Raw genomic sequence first — 15,751 nt, 5'->3', positions numbered from 1 at the left:
AGTCTGCCGAGTTGCGGGGGACGCGGACGGGAGTCCCGGCGGGGCCCCCACCCCGGGGGCGGTACAGGCGGCCGCGCCCCCGGCCCCCCGCAGCTCCGTTCAGAGCAGTCCGTCGTGGCTCTCGCACTTCAGGTAGCCGCTGGCGGTGGCCGCGCCTCCGGCCATGTCGGTGACCGGCAGGTCGGCGAACGTCACGGTGTCCAGGGTGCGGGCGGCCGCCGCGCCGACCGGCGCCTCTCCGGCCCACACGACGGCGTGGTCGTCCTCGCCCATGGTCATCACCGCGTTCATCGTCCCCGCCCCGTCGAAGGTGATGATCGCACTGGCCTTCGTGGAACCGGTGCCCACCGCCGTCAGGACGAGCTTGCCGGACGTCGACTTGCCGCCCAGGCAGGCCCCCGCCTCGAGCTGGTAGGTGCCGCCGCCGGGGCCCTTGATGGTCACGGTGTTGACCGCGCCGGCGGGCGCCGCGCCGCCCGCCGCCTTCGTCGGGGCGGGCGTCTTCGGCGCGTCGGCCGGCACCGAGGTCGCCCCGCCCGGGGCGGCGGAGCCCGGCGCGGTGGCGCTCGGGGCGGCGGCAGTCGGGGCTGCGGAGCCCGGCGCGGCGGAGCTCGGGGCGGCGCTCTCCGGCGCGGCGGTCTTCGTGGACGACGAGGAGGAGGACGAGGAGCCACAGGCCGTGAGCAGGAGGGCGGACATGCCGACGATCGCAACGGAGTACACACGAGTCATTCGCATCATGAAGGGAACGTAACGCGCCCATGTGACAGAACATCAGCCGAAAGCTCACAAGTTCGTTCCGGTCCGGTCTCCGAACACACCGCCGCCCGCCGTCCCGGGCGGATGAGAACACCGGGTACTTCGGCGGGACGGACCTCACCCGCCGGGCTCCGCCGGCACCCGGTCAGCGGCCGACCTCGCGCAGCCGGAAGTCCTCGACCGTCTCCCGGCGGATCAGCAGCCGGGCCCGGCCGTCCTTCACCGCGACCACGGCCGGGCGGCCGACCAGGTTGTAGCCGGACGCCATGGACAGCTGGTAGGCGCCGGCCGCCGGCATCGCCAGCAGGTCGCCCGGGCGCAGGTCGGCGGGCAGGGCGGCGTCCCGGACCAGCACGTCCCCGGCCTCGCAGTGGCGGCCGACCACGTCCGCCCTCGCCTCGCCCGCCTCCGACCGGCGCCCGACCAGCCGCACCGCGTACGGCGATCCGTACAGGGCCGGGCGCGGGTTGTCGCTCATGCCCCCGTCCACCGCGACGAAGCTCCGGCCGTCGGCACCGTGCTTGACGGACAGCACCCGGTAGACCGCCACGGCGGCCGGTCCGGCGACCGCGCGGCCGGGTTCGACGATCAGCCGGGGCACGTCCAGCCCGGCCTCGGCGCAGCGCACCGCCAGCCGGTCGGTGACGCGCACCGCGAACTCGGCGAGGTCCAGTTCCTCGTCCCCCTCCAGGTAGCGGATGCCGTGGCCACCGCCGAGGTCCAGCTCCGGCAGCTCCACGCCGTGCCGCTCCCGCACCTCGGCGAGCAGCCGCACCATCGCGTCCACCGCCGACAGGTAGGGGTCGACCGAGGTGATCTGCGAACCCAGGTGGCAGTGCAGGCCGGCCAGTTCGAGCCCCGGCTGGTCGAGCACCCGGGCGATGGCGTCCGCCGCGTCGCCGCCCTCGACCGGGAAGCCGAACTTCTGCCCGCCGACGCCCGTCCGCACCGCCGCGTGGTGCCCGGCGGCGATCCCCGGAACGACCCGGACCAGTACCTTCTGCGGCGTGTCGGCGGCCACCAGCGCGGCCAGCCGCGCGATCTCCGCCGGGCCGTCGATGACGATCCGTCCGACCCGCAGCCGACGGGCCAGCCGCAGTTCCTCGGGGGACTTGGCGTTGCCGTGCAGCAGGATCCGCTGGGCCGGGAAGCCCGCCGAGACCGCCAGCCACAGCTCGCCCGACGAGCAGACGTCCAGCCCCAGCCCCTCCTGCTCCACCCAGTCGGCCATCGCGCTGCAGAGGAACGCCTTGGCCGCGTACAGCACTTCGGCGTGCGGCAGCGCCCGCCGGTAGGCCCGGGCCCGGCCCCGCACCTCGGCCTCGTCCAGCACGTAGAGCGGGGTGCCGAACCGCTCGGCGGCCTCGGCCAGCCCCACCCCGCCGACCAGCAGCTCGGCTCCCCGGCCGGGCCGCACCGAGGCCGGCCAGGGGGCGCCGAGCGCGTCGGCGGGGGCGGAGGGGGCGGGCGGGGCGACGAGCTGGGTCATGGCGGCTGCTCCTGTGGGTGGGTGCGCGGGCGACGGGTCGGTCCTCCCCGGGGGCCGCGGCTCCGTCCCGCGCGTCTCCGGCCCGCGCGGCGGCGGGCCGGTCGGACCACTCGGCGACGGGCCGGCCCTCGGGGTGGGCGGCGGTCAGTCCTCGTAGTGCATCGCGAACCGGCAGTGCGCCGGACGGGTGCGCTCGCGGTCGGCCGCCGGGGCCGGTTCCGGCGGCTCGGGGCGGTCCCGCCGCCAGGCGACGGGCACCGGGCGGACCGTCCGTTCCAGCGGCTCGTCGACGTCGATCACGGCGGTGGCGGTGGTCATGGCAGGAGTCCCTTCGGGTGGCGGCCCGTGCGGGCCGTACCCCTCCAGTGGAGACCCTCCGCACACCGACCGCACCCGTCCTTGACGCATGGCGTACGTCGCGGCCGCCGTCCTTGACGCCCCCCTGACAGCGGCCCGGCCGGGGTGTCAGGGGTCCGTCAAGAACGGGCTCCGCGCCGCCAGGGCCCCGTCAAGGCGGGCATGTTCCCCGGTTCGCCGGTGGTGGGCTTTCCGCCGTCCCCGCAGCCCCACCGAACCCACCGCCCGGCAGTCGACCGGGCGGCCCGGAAGGTCCCCCGAGACGATGCGCCGTTCGGCCCTCACCACCCCGGACCCCACCCCCGACCGGCAGAACCGGTTCCGCCGCCCGGCGCGCACCCCGACCCCCGCGCCCGAGCCGCCGCCGAGCCACCGGCCCGGCTCCCCCAGCGGCCGCCGCCGGCTGATCACCCGCCGGCAACTGGCCGAGGCGCTGCCCGCCGCCGTCCGCAAGCTCCACCCGCGCACCATGATGCGCAACCCGGTGATGCTGGTCGTCGAGACCGGCTCCGCACTCACCACCATCAGCGCCGTGCTGCACCCGGGCGTCTTCGCCTGGGTGATCTCCTTCTGGCTCTGGCTGACCGTGCTGTTCGCCAACCTCGCCGAGGCCGTCGCCGAGAGCCGCGGCAAGGCACAGGCCGAGTCCCTGCGCCGCGCCCAGTCCGCCACCACCGCCCGGCGGCTGCTGCGCTGGCGGGTCGGCACCCGCGACCACCGCCACGAGGTGATCCCCGCCGAGCAGTTGATGCTGCACGACATCGTGCTCGTCCCGGCCGGCGAGGTGATCCCGCGGGACGGCGAGGTCGTCGAGGGCGTCGCCAGCGTGGACGAGTCGGCGATCACCGGGGAGTCCGCCCCGGTGATCCGCGAGTCCGGCGGCGACCGCACCGGCGTCACCGGCGGCACGAAGGTGCTCTCCGACCACCTGGTCGTCCGGGTCACCTCCCGGCCCGGGCAGAGCTTCGTGGACCGCATGATCGCCCTGGTCGAGGGCGCCGACCGGCAGAAGACGCCGAACGAGATCGCGCTCAACATCCTGCTGGCCTCGCTGACCATCGTCTTCCTGCTCTCGGTGGTCTCGCTCCAGCCGATGGCCATCTACGCCGGCGCGCCCCAGACCACCATCGTGCTCGTCGCGTTGATGGTCGCGCTCATCCCTACCACGATCGGCGCCCTGCTCTCCGCGATCGGCATCGCCGGCATGGACCGGCTGGTGCAGCGCAACGTGGTGGCCCTCTCCGGCCGGGCGGTGGAGGCCGCCGGGGACGTGGACGTGCTGCTGCTCGACAAGACCGGCACCATCACCCACGGCAACCGCCGGGCCGTCGCCCTGCACCCGCTGCCCGGCGCCACCACCGAACAGCTGGCCGAGGCCGCCCAGTTGGCCTCCGTCGCGGACGAAACCCCGGAGGGGCGGTCGCTGATCGAGCTGACGAACCGTCAGTACTGGGTGCCGCCGCGCTCCCCCGGCGAACTGGGCGAACAGCACCCCGTGCCGTTCACCGCGCACAGCCGGATGAGCGGCGTCGACCTCACCTGGCCGGACGGCACCACCTGCCTGATCCGCAAGGGCGCCGCCGGCGCCGTCGCCCGCTGGGTGGCGGACTCCGGCGGGCGGCTGCCGGCGGAGGCCGAGCCACTGGTCGGCCGGATCGCCGGGGCCGGCGGCACCCCGCTGCTGGTCGCCGTCCACGACCGGCACGGCGCACGGGCGTTGGGCGTGGTCGAGCTCAAGGACGTGGTGAAGGAGGGCATCGCCGAACGCTTCGCCGAGCTGCGGCGGATGGGCATCCGCACCGTCATGGTCACCGGCGACAACCCGCTGACCGCACGCGCCATCGCCGCCGAGGCCGGAGTGGACGACGTGCTCGCCGAGGCCACCCCGGAGGACAAACTCGCCCACCTGCGGCGCGAACAGGCCGCCGGGAACATGGTCGCGATGACCGGCGACGGCACCAACGACGCCCCCGCACTCGCCCAGGCCGACGTCGGCGTCGCGATGAACTCCGGCACCCCGGCCGCCAAGGAGGCCGGGAACATGGTCGACCTCGACTCCAACCCGGCGAAGCTGATCGACATCGTCCGGGTCGGCAAGCAACTCCTCATCACCCGGGGAGCGTTGACCACCTTCTCGATCACCAACGACGTGGCCAAGTTCTTCGCGATCATCCCCGCGATGTTCGCGAACGCCCACCCCGGGCTGCACCACCTCAACATCATGGAACTGCACAGCCCCACCTCGGCGATCGCCTCCGCGATCATCTTCAACGCCCTGATCATCGTCGCCCTGATCCCGCTCGCCCTGCGCGGCGTGCGCTACCAGCCCGCCTCCGCGACCGACCTGCTCCGGCGCAACCTGCGGGTGTACGGACTGGGCGGGCTGGTCCTGCCGTTCCTCGGCATCAAGGCGATCGACCTGCTCATCCAGTTCGTTCCGGGCCTGGGCTGACGGACCGGCCCGCGGAGCCCGACGGCCCTGTCAGAAGGCCGTCAAGATGTGTGCGACCTGCGTCATGGTGGTGTCAGCGGCGGTACGGAGGCGTCCGTTCCGGGGTTCACTGGAGTCATCCGAAGCAAGGAGTGCCGAACCGGCGGAGCCCGATGGAGAGAGCCGCCGGAGAGACGGAGGCGAACGGCCATGACCGGGACCACCCGAGTGATCGTCGGCCTGAGCGGATCACTGAGCAGTCTGGCCGCCCTCTACCACGCCGTCGGCGAGGCGGCCCGGCAGCAGTCCGTCCTGGTCCCCGTCGCCGCCTGGGCGACGAACGACCGGGACGGCCTGCGCCCGCGCTCCGAACTGGAGCACGCCGCCCGCCGGCGCCTGGACATCGCCTTCGAACAGGCCTACGGCGGCTACCCGTCCGACCTGGTCATCCACCCCCTGGTGATCGACTCCGAGCCCGGCCCCGCCCTGGTCGGTGCCGTCACCGGCCCGGAGGACCTGCTCGTCCTCGGCGCCGCCACCCGCCGCCGCCTCGACCGCCTGCGGCACGGCTCCGTCGCCCGGCACTGCCGCCACCGGGCCGGCTGCCGGGTCGTCGAGGTCTCACCCTCGGCGCTGCTCACCCGCCTCGAACTCCCCGCCCGCACGGGCGCGCCACTCCCCCTGCTGGCCCGCTGACGACGTTCACCCGACTGCCCGTCCGACTTCCCGACCTCCCGCCCGCCCGCGGGCCCCGGCCACTGGGCCTGGGTCCGCGGGCGGGCGTGCTCGCGCCCGTGCTCCCCTCCGGACCGAGCACCCGCACGCCGGCCGCGAACAGGGCGATCAGTGCCGACAGCGCGGCAACTGACGGCTGGTGCGTCCCATCGGTCCCGTCCTCCCCCGCCACTGCGGCCCCTCGGCGCCACTACGGCCCCACGGCCGTCGGACCCGGCCGGGGAAGCGGAGCTCCGTACTCAAAGTAGCCGCACCGGCACTGGCCGACACGCCACTGCGAGCCGGGGTTCCACAACTTCGACAAGCATGTCGAAGTTGGCATGCCCGGGCTATGCTGGCCCGAAGCCCGGAAGCCCGCCCGCAGCGGGACCCCCGCCCCGTCGACGAACGCACCACTCAGGCGCGGCCGACCGGAAGGAGGTGCGCTCCGAACCTCCCGCGGACGGCCAACCAGCCGCCGATCTCATCGATTTGACGGTCCGTCAATTCCGGTCCGCAATTTCACCGCCAGAGCCGTGACGCGTGCCCCGGGCCGCTCGCCGCCGTTGTACGGAAGGTGAATCGCCGCGCCCGCCCGAAACCCCCGGTCACCCTGCCGAGGAAGAGGTTCCGCATGACGACGTCCCGGACCCACCCGCGCCCCGCCGAAGCCGCGGTGCTGCTCACCGTGCTCGGCCTGCTCGTCCTCGAGGAGATCGCCCTCGGCATGGCCGAGGAGGACGACCGCCCCGTCATCGGCGGCATCCTGATCGGCGCCTCCGGCACCGGCCTGCTGGTCGTCGGCGCGGTGCTGCTCAGCCGCTGGATCGACCTCCGCCGCCCGCTCCCACTGCCCCCACCCGGCCCCAACGGCCGCGAGTACAGCGCCCGCGCCCTCGAAGGCTTCCCCATGGAGGCCGTACGCCCCCTGCTGCTCGCCGAGAACGCGCCCCAGCTCGCCCACCTGTACTCCGCCTGGATGCTCGCCCGGGCCGGCCGCCCGGCCCCCTGGATCGCCCGACGCCTCGCCATCCCCCCGAGCGCCGCCCAACTCCTCGTCGACGCCGCCCGCTCGGCGAGACTCGATCAGCGCCGCTGACCGGGCGCCGCACCCGCCTGCGCCACCAGGTACGGCACCAGCCCGCGCTCCACCAGCGCCGACCGCCAGGCCTCCCGCGCCAGCCGCAGCTCCCCAGCCCCGTCCGCCGCTTCCCCGGCCTCCGCCCCGCTCGACCGGGCCGCACCCAGCAACCCCAGCCCGCCCACCAGCAGACTCACCGCGCCCGCCCCGGCCGACACCCACCCAGCGTCCATCAGCGCCCCCGCCAGCACCCCCAGGTCCTCGACCAGCCCCAGCAGGGAGCCCAGCACCAGGAAGATCACCGCCGCCGTCACCGCGATGATCGGCACGACCACCCCCAGCACACCCCACCACCCCGAAGCCCGCTCCCGGGCCGGCACATCCCTCGGCGACCGCGCCACCGCGTCCGCATCCGCCCGCAGCGCCGCGTACCGCTCGTACTCCGGCGCCGCCGCGGCCAGCACGAACCCGACGTCGTCCCGCGCCGCCCGCCGCAACCGCTCCACACCCCGCGCGTCCTCCCCCGTCGCCCGCAGAGCAGCCCGCACCCGCGGCGCGGACAACGCCCGCCCGAGCTCCGTCTCGAAGTCCGCCCGATCCTGCTGCGGCAGCCGAAGCGGCCCGTCCATGCTCGTCCCCGATCGCCGTGCGTTTTGTTCTACAGAACTGTAGAACAAGGAGCCGGGTCGAAGCAGCCCTGTTCACGGGTGGATTCGGTGCTCAGGACGGGTCGGCCATGGGCACCCGGGCAAGGGCGTCACGGATCAGCTGGGCAACGTCGGGGGCCTCGATGCCCCATTCCCGGTACCAGTCGACGATCTGCGCCATCGAGTGCCCGGTCCGCACGGACAGCTTCAGCAGGTCGGCCAAGGTCATGTCCTCGATCCACAACAATCCAACGGACCACGGCTGCGTGCGGGCCAGGAGGTCCATCGCTTGGTCCATCGTGAGCCCCGTCGGCAGGTCGTCGCAGGACGAAGCGATCCCGCGACTCCTCAGATGGCGGGCCAGGTCCCGGGGGCTCCGCCGGAGCGCACGTGCCGCCACAATCAGCCGGGCAAACGGCACGGGGCTACCCACGTACAAGCCGCCCCAATCCATCACACTCCCACGCGAGAAGAGCTCTTCATCCAACTGCGTTCGTCTTTCCGCCAGAACGACTGGAAGCTCGATACCATCGGCACGGAGCAACTCGACCGCCTCGCGAAATGACGGCTCATCCGATTCCGCCCACTCAAAGAGCTGCTTGAAGGACAGTGCAGCGTCGTACCACGACGCTCCGCCTTCTTGCCGTTTCGACCGGCGCCGGGGGAAACAGTAAAGCCATGTAGCCCATGACCTGCCACCACCGGCCCCCTGGAGGCAGGGCGCCAATTGGGCAATGTCGGATGGAATTGCTCTACGCACGTTCCTGGATTCAAGCAGATCCGGGCAGTAGTCAGCCAATTCTGGGAAAAGGGTGTCCACTCCATGAGCGATCATCCGCCAGAGCATGACATGATCGGGAGGAGCTCCTGAGACCCTTCCCGTCCCAATCTCATTGAAATTATCGATCCACTTGAGGATCCCATCGTCCGCCAGAAAGAAACCCGTCCGGCGAGTGTCGTACTCTACGCCCAAGAATTCGAATCGACGTCCCTGCCGAATGGCTTCCAATGCCACCAGGTCAGCGGCCTGATAGTTCTCGTCCGTCAACTGATGGATCCACCCCATACTCAGCACGGCTGAGTCTCGGCTCACGAGTTCGGTTACTGCCAGCTCCAGTAGTTTCCGAACCTTCTCCGACACATCACTGATGACGCGGCGGCGATCAATAGATAGCTGGGCGGGCGATAGTCTCCCCGCGAGGTTCACCACGACCCCAGACAGGCCTCCCGCCGAGACCACACCACTAACGATCTCTGGTGCCACCACCAGGCCGTCCACCAGTAGGGCCCCGCCGTGTTGACACCACACCACCTGCACATCCGCGGGGGCACCGCCCCAGGGCGTCGTCGCACCCCAGGCGTTGAGGCCGAAGGTCTCGCCTTCGGGCGCCTTCCGGGGCTTCAGGACGCCGGGGTCCCAGTTCGCCCTCCGGTCGCCGTGTGCCGCCGAGGTGGGGAACTCGGCGATGGCCAGGAGGCGTTCGAGGACGTCCACGCACGACCAGGTCTCGGCCGTCCCGATGTCGTCCCGCAGGTACAGCCGCACGGCGGTGCCCGGCTCGCGGCCCCGCTCCTCCCGCTCGGCGATGCGGAAGAGGTGGCTCGGGCCGTAGATGGAGACTTCCAGTTGCGGGCCCAGCCGGCCGGAGGCGTCCATGCGGCAGGTGGTCACCCGGATCTCGTCGGCGAGCATGAAGTAGCTCAGGACGCCGATGCCGAAGCGGCTGTTGGGGTACAGCTCGACGGGCGGCTCGGCCTTGCGCCACTCGGCCTGTTCGAGTTTGAAGTCCAGCTGCTCCGCGAAGCGGGCGCCGGCGTTGGAGAAGACTCCCCGCAGCTCCTCCTCGCCCATGCCGACACCGTTGTCCTGGCATTCCAGGTAGGCGCGGCCGTTCTCGTCCACGCCCTGGCGGAACTCGATGCGGCCGTCGTAGGAGAGGTCACCGCCCAGGCGGAAGGTCCGCGACCGGTCCAGGTACTGCACGCGGGCCCGCGCGTAGCGGCAGGCGTCGAGGGCGTTCTGGTAGAGCTCGCGGACGGCGAGGTCCCGGTCGCGGTAGAGCTCGACGCCCATCAGCAGGCTGCGGATGCGGCGTTCGTCCATGCGGAACCGCGCCCAGCCGGTGAAGGCCCCGCTTGCCGGGGCGGCTTCGTCGGAGGTGAGGCGGGTGGGGAGCGGGTGGTCGGTGAGGACGCGGCGGACGGCGTGGAGGAGTTCGTCCGCCCGGGCCGTGTACTCGCGCAGGCCTTCGACCACCGCCTCGTGGTGGCATTCGGCGCGCAGCACCGGCAGGTCGTACGAGCCGCCCCACACCGTCCTGTCCAGGGTCCGGCGCAGGTCGGTGAGGTCGACCTCGTCCGGGATGCCGAGGTGTTCGGCGACGATCTCGGGCAGGGCGGTCATTTCGATGGCGGTCCCGTACGCCAGTGCCAGCAGGAGCGCCAACCGTGGCTCGCGGACGTGTTGTTCGCCGGGTGCGCGCAGGTGGTCGTCGGTGCTGAGGCTCGCCAGGTAGTCGCGGTTGCCGACGTCGGGGCCTCTGTGCAGGCCGTGCAGCAGCGCGCAGACGCGCTTGGTCGAGAAGGTCTCGTCGAGTTCGGCGAGCATCGGCAGGAGGTCGAGGAGCTCCCGGACGCCGTCGGGGTCGGCGAGGTCCTCGTGCTGGTCGAGCCAGCGGTGGAAGAGCCACCAGCCGAGGGGGACGGCGGAGGTGGGGCGGGTTCGGGTGCGGCCCACGAGCAGGTCGTGGGACTCGATGAACTGCTCGTACGCGGCCCGGTCGGCGTCGGGGCGGGGTGAGGGGGCGAGGTCGGTCGGCCCGACGCTCGCCATCGCCGCTGCCAGCCTCAGCGAGCGGACGCGATAGAGGAAGGGCAGCACGGCCAGCAGCGCGGCTTCGGCCGGGTAGAGGTCGAGGCGCGTGTCGCCGAGCAGCCGGCTGAGGCGTTTCGTGAAGCGCTCCGCGATCCCGGGGTCCTGCCAGGGGTCTTCGGCGAGTGCCGTCTCGTCGCGCAGCCGGGCCAGTTCGCCGACGGCCCGCAGTGCGACGCGCTGGTAGGGCTCGGTCTCCCGGTCCTCGCGGAGGTGTTTCCAGGCACGCGATTCGGCTGCGGCCCGTACCCACTGGTCGGCCCCCTCGGGGACGGTCGGCGGCCGGCCGGCACCCACGTGGACGGCTCCGATGTTCTCGGCCTGCACGACCGTCCCGTGCACCGTGCTGTTCACCGTGTTGTCGGCCATCGCTCGCGCCCTCCCCGAGTGCAGGGCACGAGCGTAGGGCAAGCGGCCGCCGCTCAGGAGACGGTCAGGGTGCCGCGCATGAAGTGGTGGAAGGCGCACAGGTACGAGGAGGCGCCCGGTTGGCTCGGGGCGGTGACCGTGGCCGTGGCGCCGGGGGCGACGGGGCCGGTGTCGAAGGTGCCGTCCTGGGCGGTGAGGGTGTGGGGGGTGGTGCCGGTGTTGGTCACGGTCACCACGGTGCCCGGGCGGACGGTGAGGTCGGCCGGTTCGAAGGAGAAGTCGCGGATCGCCACCGCCCCCGTGAAGGGGCTGGGCGACGGCGGGGCCGTGGATGGCGACGGTGGCGCGACGGTACTGCTGGTCTCCTCCGGGCCGGGCACCATGAACGAGCTGACGCAGCCGGTCAGTACGGGGCCGGCGGTGAGCAGGAGGGTGGCGGCCCGGAGGAGGGGGCGCATCAGGGGGCGGTGGCGAGCAGTTTGGCCCGTTTGGCGTCGGCGGCGGCCGACGGGGTGGCGCCGATGTTGGAGACGGTGGTGGTGAGGACGGCGTCGGCGTCCGGGATCCAGTTGGTGGTCTTGGACTGGACGAGGACCTGCCGGTGGTGTGCGGTCCCGTCGCAGTTCACGTCGGCTTCGGCGGTGCGGCTGGAGCCGAAGGCGATGACGGAGTTGTCGTCGGGGTCCTTCTGCTCGACGGAGACGGTGAGCGAGCGGGCCTCGTCCGCGACCGAGCAGAGGTAGTCGACGTCCACCCGGACCCGGCCGGGGATCTTGGGGTCGATGAGGGCGTCGCCGAGGGTCACGGTGGTGGCGGGGGTCGGCTCGTCGGCCCGGGCGGGCGCCGCGACGCCGGTGAGGCCGGTGAGAGCCGATGTGAGTACCGTCAGGATGATCCACCGTTGCACTGAAACCTCCCGGTCCGAGGACGTCGTGCGGCCGACGTTAACCGGCTGGGCTTTCGCTCGCCCGCCCAACCGTCCCGAAGGTCATACCAACAGCCCAACGCCCCCGCCTCGGCCGCCGGGGCACTGCGCTCGGCCGCCTGAGCCTGCCCCTCGGCACCGGAACGGCGCCGGGACGGGCGCCGCCGCCCGGTTACGCCTCCGGCCGCTCCCGCCCGGCCGCGCCGATGCCGCCGATGAAGTCCAGCAGCCGCTCGTTCACCGCCTCGGGCCGCTCCAGGTTGAGCCCGTGCCCGGCGCGCTCCAGGACCTCCGCCCGCACCCCGGGGATCAGCCGGGTGACCCTCTCCACCACCTGGCGCGGCCTCAGCAGCGCGCTGCGCCTGCCCACCAGGACGAACACGGGCAGCCGGACCGACGCCAGTTCCTCGTCCGGGAAGGGGCGGACCGGCGGACGGCCGCTCGGCCGGTAGCCGCGCATCCCGAGCATCAGCGGTGCGATCATCTCGCGCGGCGCGCTCAGCGCCGGGTTGGCCAGCAGCCGCCCGACCGCCGGGCGCAGCGGACGCGGGGCGAGCATCCCGAACAGGCCGGCGACCATGTGGAGGTAGAACCGTGCGGGGACCATCTCGATCCCGCCCGGGTCCAGCGCCGTGACCGAGGCCAGCCGCCCGGGCGCGTGGACGGCCTGGTTGAGTGCCAGCCAGCCGCCGTAGGAGGCCCCGACCAGGTGCACCCGCTCCAGCCCGAGGCCGGCCAGCACCTCGCCCAGCCAGGCGGCGTTCTCCACCGGCCCGGCCGCGACGGCGCGCTGCACGCTGCGGCCGGGGTCGTCCAGGGTGTCGATCGCGTAGACGGGGTGGCGCTCGCCGAGTGCGGCGATCTGCGGGTACCAGTTGGACGGATGCCCGGCGTGGCCGTGCAGCAGCACGACCGGTTCGCCGTCCGCCGCGCCGTGGCGGTGGACGTGGACGCTCCCGTACGCGGTCTCGACGTCCGTTTCCTGGCGCGGGTCCGGCCAGAGTTCCATCGCCTTGTCGTACGCCGCAAGGAACTTCGTCCGGGCCTGCTCGCTGACGAAGTGTCCGACCGCGGTCCTGGTCATGATCCCTCCCCTGTTTGGTGGTATGGTTGTACCACAAAAACATCCGGAAGGAACCCATGCCGAAGCTGGTGGATCACGAGGAACGGCGGGCCCACATCATCGACGCCCTGCTCCGCTCGGCGGCGACCAGCGGGCTGCACTCCGTCACCATGCGGTCGGTGGCGGTCGAGGCGGGCGTGTCCGTGCGGCTGGTCCAGTACTACTTCGATACCAAGGAACAGCTGCTGCTCGCCGCCATGCACCGGCTGACGAGCCGCATGGGCGAACGGGTCCGGCGGCGCGTCCGCGCGAGCGGCGCCGGCACCGACCCGCGCGGGGTCATCGAGGCGGTCCTGCTCGAAGCCGTCCCCACCGACGGGGAGAGCCGGGCCTTCCACCTCATCCACACCGAGTACGCGGTGCTCTCCGTCACCGACCCGGCGCTCGGCGGGCAGACCTTCCTCGCGGCGCCGAACGAGATGGAGGCCTTCCTGGCAGCTCGGCTCGCGGCCGCCCAGCAGGCCGGAACCGCCGACCCCGGCCTGGACGCCCGCCAGGAGGCCGTCGTCCTGCTGGCCGTCTCCGCCGGGCTGGGCCTCAGCGTCCTGCTCGGCCAGCGGACGGCCCCGGAGGCGGTCGGAGTCCTGCAGTACCACCTGGGCCGGATCTTCACCGCCCGCGGCTGAGGCGCGGGCGCGCGAACGACGGTGCCCCTCCCCCGAAACCCGGGGAAGGGGCACCGGCCGCGGGGCCGCTCGGCGCCGCCCGGACCGCGTCCGGGTCAGCCCGGACAGCTCAGGTCGGCGCAGGTCGGCCCGGCTCGGCCCGGGTCAGCCGCGGATCGCGACCAGCTGGCTGGACCCGTCCGGCAGGCCCGCGATGGCGACCCGCTGGGCCGGGAAGGTGCTGGACCCGTACGGGCCCTGGACAGCGCCGAAGCCGCTCCAACTGCCGTTCCCGGCACGGATCTCGTGGTAGACGTTGCCGTTGGCGCCGATCACCGCCACCTGGGAGGAGCCGTCGCCCATCCCGGCGATGCCGACCGTCCTCGCGGCCATGGTCGGCGTGCCGACACCGGGCAGCGCGGCGAAGCCGCTCCAGGCGCCGTTGGAGAAGCGGCTCTCGTGGTAGACGTTGCCGTCGTTGCCGATCGCCAGCACCTGCGAGGAGCCGTCCGGCATCCCCGCGATGGCGACCCGGCCGGCGGCCATGGTCGGCGTGCCCACCCCGGCCAGCGGGGCGAAGCCGGACCAGTTGCCGTCGGAGAAGCGGCTCTCGTGGTACACGTTGCCGTCGTTGCCGATCGCCAGCACCTGGGCGGAGCCGTCGGGCATGGCGGTGATGGCGACGTCGGCGGCGGCCATGGTCGGCGTGCCCACCCCGGGCAGCGGGCCGAAGCCGGACCAACTGCCGTCGGACTGACGGATCCTGTGGTACACGTTGCCGTCGCCGCCGATCGCCAGCACCTGCGAGGAGCCGTCCGGCATCCCCGCGATGGCGGCGCGCCGGGCGGCCATGGTCGACGTGCCGATGCCGTTCAGGGCCGAGAAGCCGCTCAGCGTGCCGGTGGCGGACCGGGTGGCGTGGTACAGGTTCCCGTCGAGGCCGACGCCCAGCTGCTGCGAGGAGCCGTTCGGCATGCCGGTGACCGCGGTCTCGGAGCCCTTGAACACGCCGGCGCCGCCCGAGCCCGGCATGATCGCGAAGCCGGGCCAGGCGCCCGTGCTCTGCCGGACGCCGAGGAAGAACTGGGAGGACTGGGACGGCGGGGTGCCGGTGAGCTGGACGTCCAGGTAGTCCTGGTCGATGCCGATCGTGACGTTGCCCCAGGTCTCGTTGCCGGGCGAGGCGTACTGGTGGACGCGCTGGTGGCCGGACCAGTAGCCGGCCGGGATGTACGGGTCGTTGGTGTCGGCCGTACCGTTCCAGTTGGCGGCGAAGACGACGTCCGGCATGGCGTAGGCGCTGTTGCCCGCGTTGGCCACGAGGTCCTTCATCCCGGAGGAGGAGCTGCTGTACACACCGGAGTTGAAGCCCCAGGCGTGCAGCTCGTTGGTCCAGGCGGTGAGGAAGGCGAGCACCTGGCCGGTGTACTGCGGGGAGTAGTTCTCCATGTCGTAGTAGAGCACCGCGCCGGGGCCGAAGCCGAGGGCCTGGGCCTGCTTCACCGCGTCGTCGGCGGCGTCGGCGCCCTCCGTGGCCGCGTACTTGATCTGGCTCGCCTGGACGCCCACGTACATCGGCAGGAAGTGCCAGCCGATGCCGGTCTGCTGCTGGACCCAGTTCGCGGTCAGGTTCGGCTGGCTGCAGGCCCGGTTCGAGCCGCCGATGTAGATGCCGACCGCCTGGTAGGGCGAGTTGGCCATCCACGCGCTCATGGCCGCGCCGGACGGCGCCGTGCAGGCGTCGAAGCCCTTGCCGGTGTAGTTGGTGGCGGAGGCGGGTATCGACCCCGCCACCGCGGCGGCCCCGGCGGCGGCCGGCGCCTGCGTGCCCGCGGACTTGGCCGCCACCCGGGGGCCTGCGGCCGGTCCGGTCCGGGGCGCCGGCGGCGCGACGGCCAGGCCCGCAGCGGTGACGATGCCCTGGACCAGCTTCTGGTCGGTGTCGTACGTTCCGGTCACCGTGACGGTGCCGTCGGCGGCACGGACCACGCGGGCGACCGGGTTGGACTCCGCCCCGCCCGGCGCGGCCCCGGCGACGGGCTCCACGAGCAGCGCCTCGGTGCGGCCGACCAGTCGGGGCGGGCAGTCCTGCCGGTCCCCGGGGTGGCCGAGGTAGACCGCGTGCTGGTCGAACCGCACGCAGGCGCGCGGGTCGGCGGCCAGGTCGACCACCGGCCAGCTCGCCGGGACGTGGAACACCCGGCCCTGGTACGACACGGCCTTGACGTCCGGCGTCGAGGACGACGCCGCGGACGGTCCTGCGGACGGTGTCGCGGCCTGCGCGGAGCCCGCGGCGGCGACTGGCACCGTGAACGCGGCTGCCGCCGCGACCACGGCGCGGAGGAAGGTGGATATGCGGGGGTTCACCCAGAAATCTCC

13 protein-coding genes are annotated in these 15,751 nt (G+C 73.0%); 4 read left to right on the top strand and 9 right to left on the bottom strand.

The genetic code is table 11. The features are described from left to right. Window positions 1-99: 99 nt before the first annotated feature. The 3 genes from ACWD4P_RS29850 to ACWD4P_RS29840 form a co-directional block, all read right to left on the bottom strand. Window positions 100-699 carry a hypothetical protein gene (locus ACWD4P_RS29850; RefSeq protein ID WP_449781772.1) on the bottom strand — a complete coding sequence of 200 codons (600 nt, stop codon included), beginning with the start codon at window positions 697-699 and terminating at the stop codon, window positions 100-102. Window positions 700-904: 205 nt separating this feature from the next. After that, window positions 905-2,248, bottom strand: coding sequence for a diaminopimelate decarboxylase (lysA, locus tag ACWD4P_RS29845; protein ID WP_449781771.1), 1,344 nt, complete (start codon window positions 2,246-2,248; stop codon window positions 905-907). A 144-nt stretch (window positions 2,249-2,392) separates the two neighbouring features. Next, window positions 2,393-2,566 (bottom strand): hypothetical protein, encoded by a 174-nt coding sequence (locus ACWD4P_RS29840; protein WP_359821545.1) that lies wholly within the window; start codon window positions 2,564-2,566, stop codon window positions 2,393-2,395. A 304-nt stretch (window positions 2,567-2,870) separates the two neighbouring features. Here ACWD4P_RS29840 and kdpB point away from each other — a divergent pair, with 304 nt between their 5' ends. From kdpB to ACWD4P_RS29825, 3 genes are all read left to right on the top strand, one after another. Next, complete coding sequence (gene kdpB, locus ACWD4P_RS29835; protein WP_449781770.1) at window positions 2,871-5,057, top strand: potassium-transporting ATPase subunit KdpB; 2,187 nt, start codon at window positions 2,871-2,873, stop codon at window positions 5,055-5,057. A 189-nt stretch (window positions 5,058-5,246) separates the two neighbouring features. Next, window positions 5,247-5,732 (top strand): universal stress protein, encoded by a 486-nt coding sequence (locus ACWD4P_RS29830; RefSeq protein WP_359821550.1) that lies wholly within the window; start codon window positions 5,247-5,249, stop codon window positions 5,730-5,732. A 652-nt stretch (window positions 5,733-6,384) separates the two neighbouring features. After that, on the top strand, window positions 6,385-6,849 hold the full coding sequence (locus ACWD4P_RS29825) for a hypothetical protein (protein WP_359821553.1): 465 nt from the start codon (window positions 6,385-6,387) through the stop codon (window positions 6,847-6,849). On the opposite strand, the gene ACWD4P_RS29820 is transcribed toward ACWD4P_RS29825, so the two are convergent. The 5 genes from ACWD4P_RS29820 to ACWD4P_RS29800 form a co-directional block, all read right to left on the bottom strand. After that, a complete protein-coding gene (locus tag ACWD4P_RS29820) occupies window positions 6,837-7,460 on the bottom strand; it encodes a hypothetical protein (protein ID WP_359821555.1) in 624 nt (207 codons plus the stop codon). The two genes, ACWD4P_RS29825 and ACWD4P_RS29820, sit on opposite strands and share 13 nt — an antisense overlap. 91 nt (window positions 7,461-7,551) lie before the next feature. Continuing rightward, the gene (locus tag ACWD4P_RS29815) at window positions 7,552-10,719 is read right to left on the bottom strand and encodes an HD domain-containing protein (protein WP_449781769.1); all 3,168 of its coding nucleotides are present in this window, start codon (window positions 10,717-10,719) and stop codon (window positions 7,552-7,554) included. A 53-nt stretch (window positions 10,720-10,772) separates the two neighbouring features. Then, a complete protein-coding gene (locus ACWD4P_RS29810) occupies window positions 10,773-11,177 on the bottom strand; it encodes a cupredoxin domain-containing protein (protein WP_449781768.1) in 405 nt (134 codons plus the stop codon). After that, a complete protein-coding gene (locus tag ACWD4P_RS29805; protein ID WP_449781767.1) occupies window positions 11,177-11,626 on the bottom strand; it encodes a hypothetical protein in 450 nt (149 codons plus the stop codon). The genes ACWD4P_RS29810 and ACWD4P_RS29805 overlap by 1 nt, the downstream gene beginning before the upstream one ends. A 190-nt stretch (window positions 11,627-11,816) precedes the next feature. Beyond that, entirely contained in the window at window positions 11,817-12,728 is a 912-nt protein-coding gene (locus ACWD4P_RS29800) for an alpha/beta fold hydrolase (RefSeq protein ID WP_449781766.1), read from the bottom strand. A gap of 56 nt (window positions 12,729-12,784) precedes the next feature. Between ACWD4P_RS29800 and ACWD4P_RS29795 the strand changes: the two genes are divergently transcribed. After that, entirely contained in the window at window positions 12,785-13,393 is a 609-nt protein-coding gene (locus ACWD4P_RS29795) for a TetR/AcrR family transcriptional regulator (RefSeq protein ID WP_449781765.1), read from the top strand. Window positions 13,394-13,537: 144 nt separating this feature from the next. Here ACWD4P_RS29795 and ACWD4P_RS29790 read toward each other — a convergent pair whose 3' ends face one another. Continuing rightward, a complete protein-coding gene (locus ACWD4P_RS29790) occupies window positions 13,538-15,739 on the bottom strand; it encodes a glycoside hydrolase domain-containing protein (RefSeq protein WP_449781764.1) in 2,202 nt (733 codons plus the stop codon). Between the last annotated feature and the right edge of the window lie 12 nt (window positions 15,740-15,751).

The organism is Kitasatospora sp. NPDC002543 (genome assembly GCF_053594915.1).
This window is presented reverse-complemented; position numbering and strand designations above follow the sequence as displayed.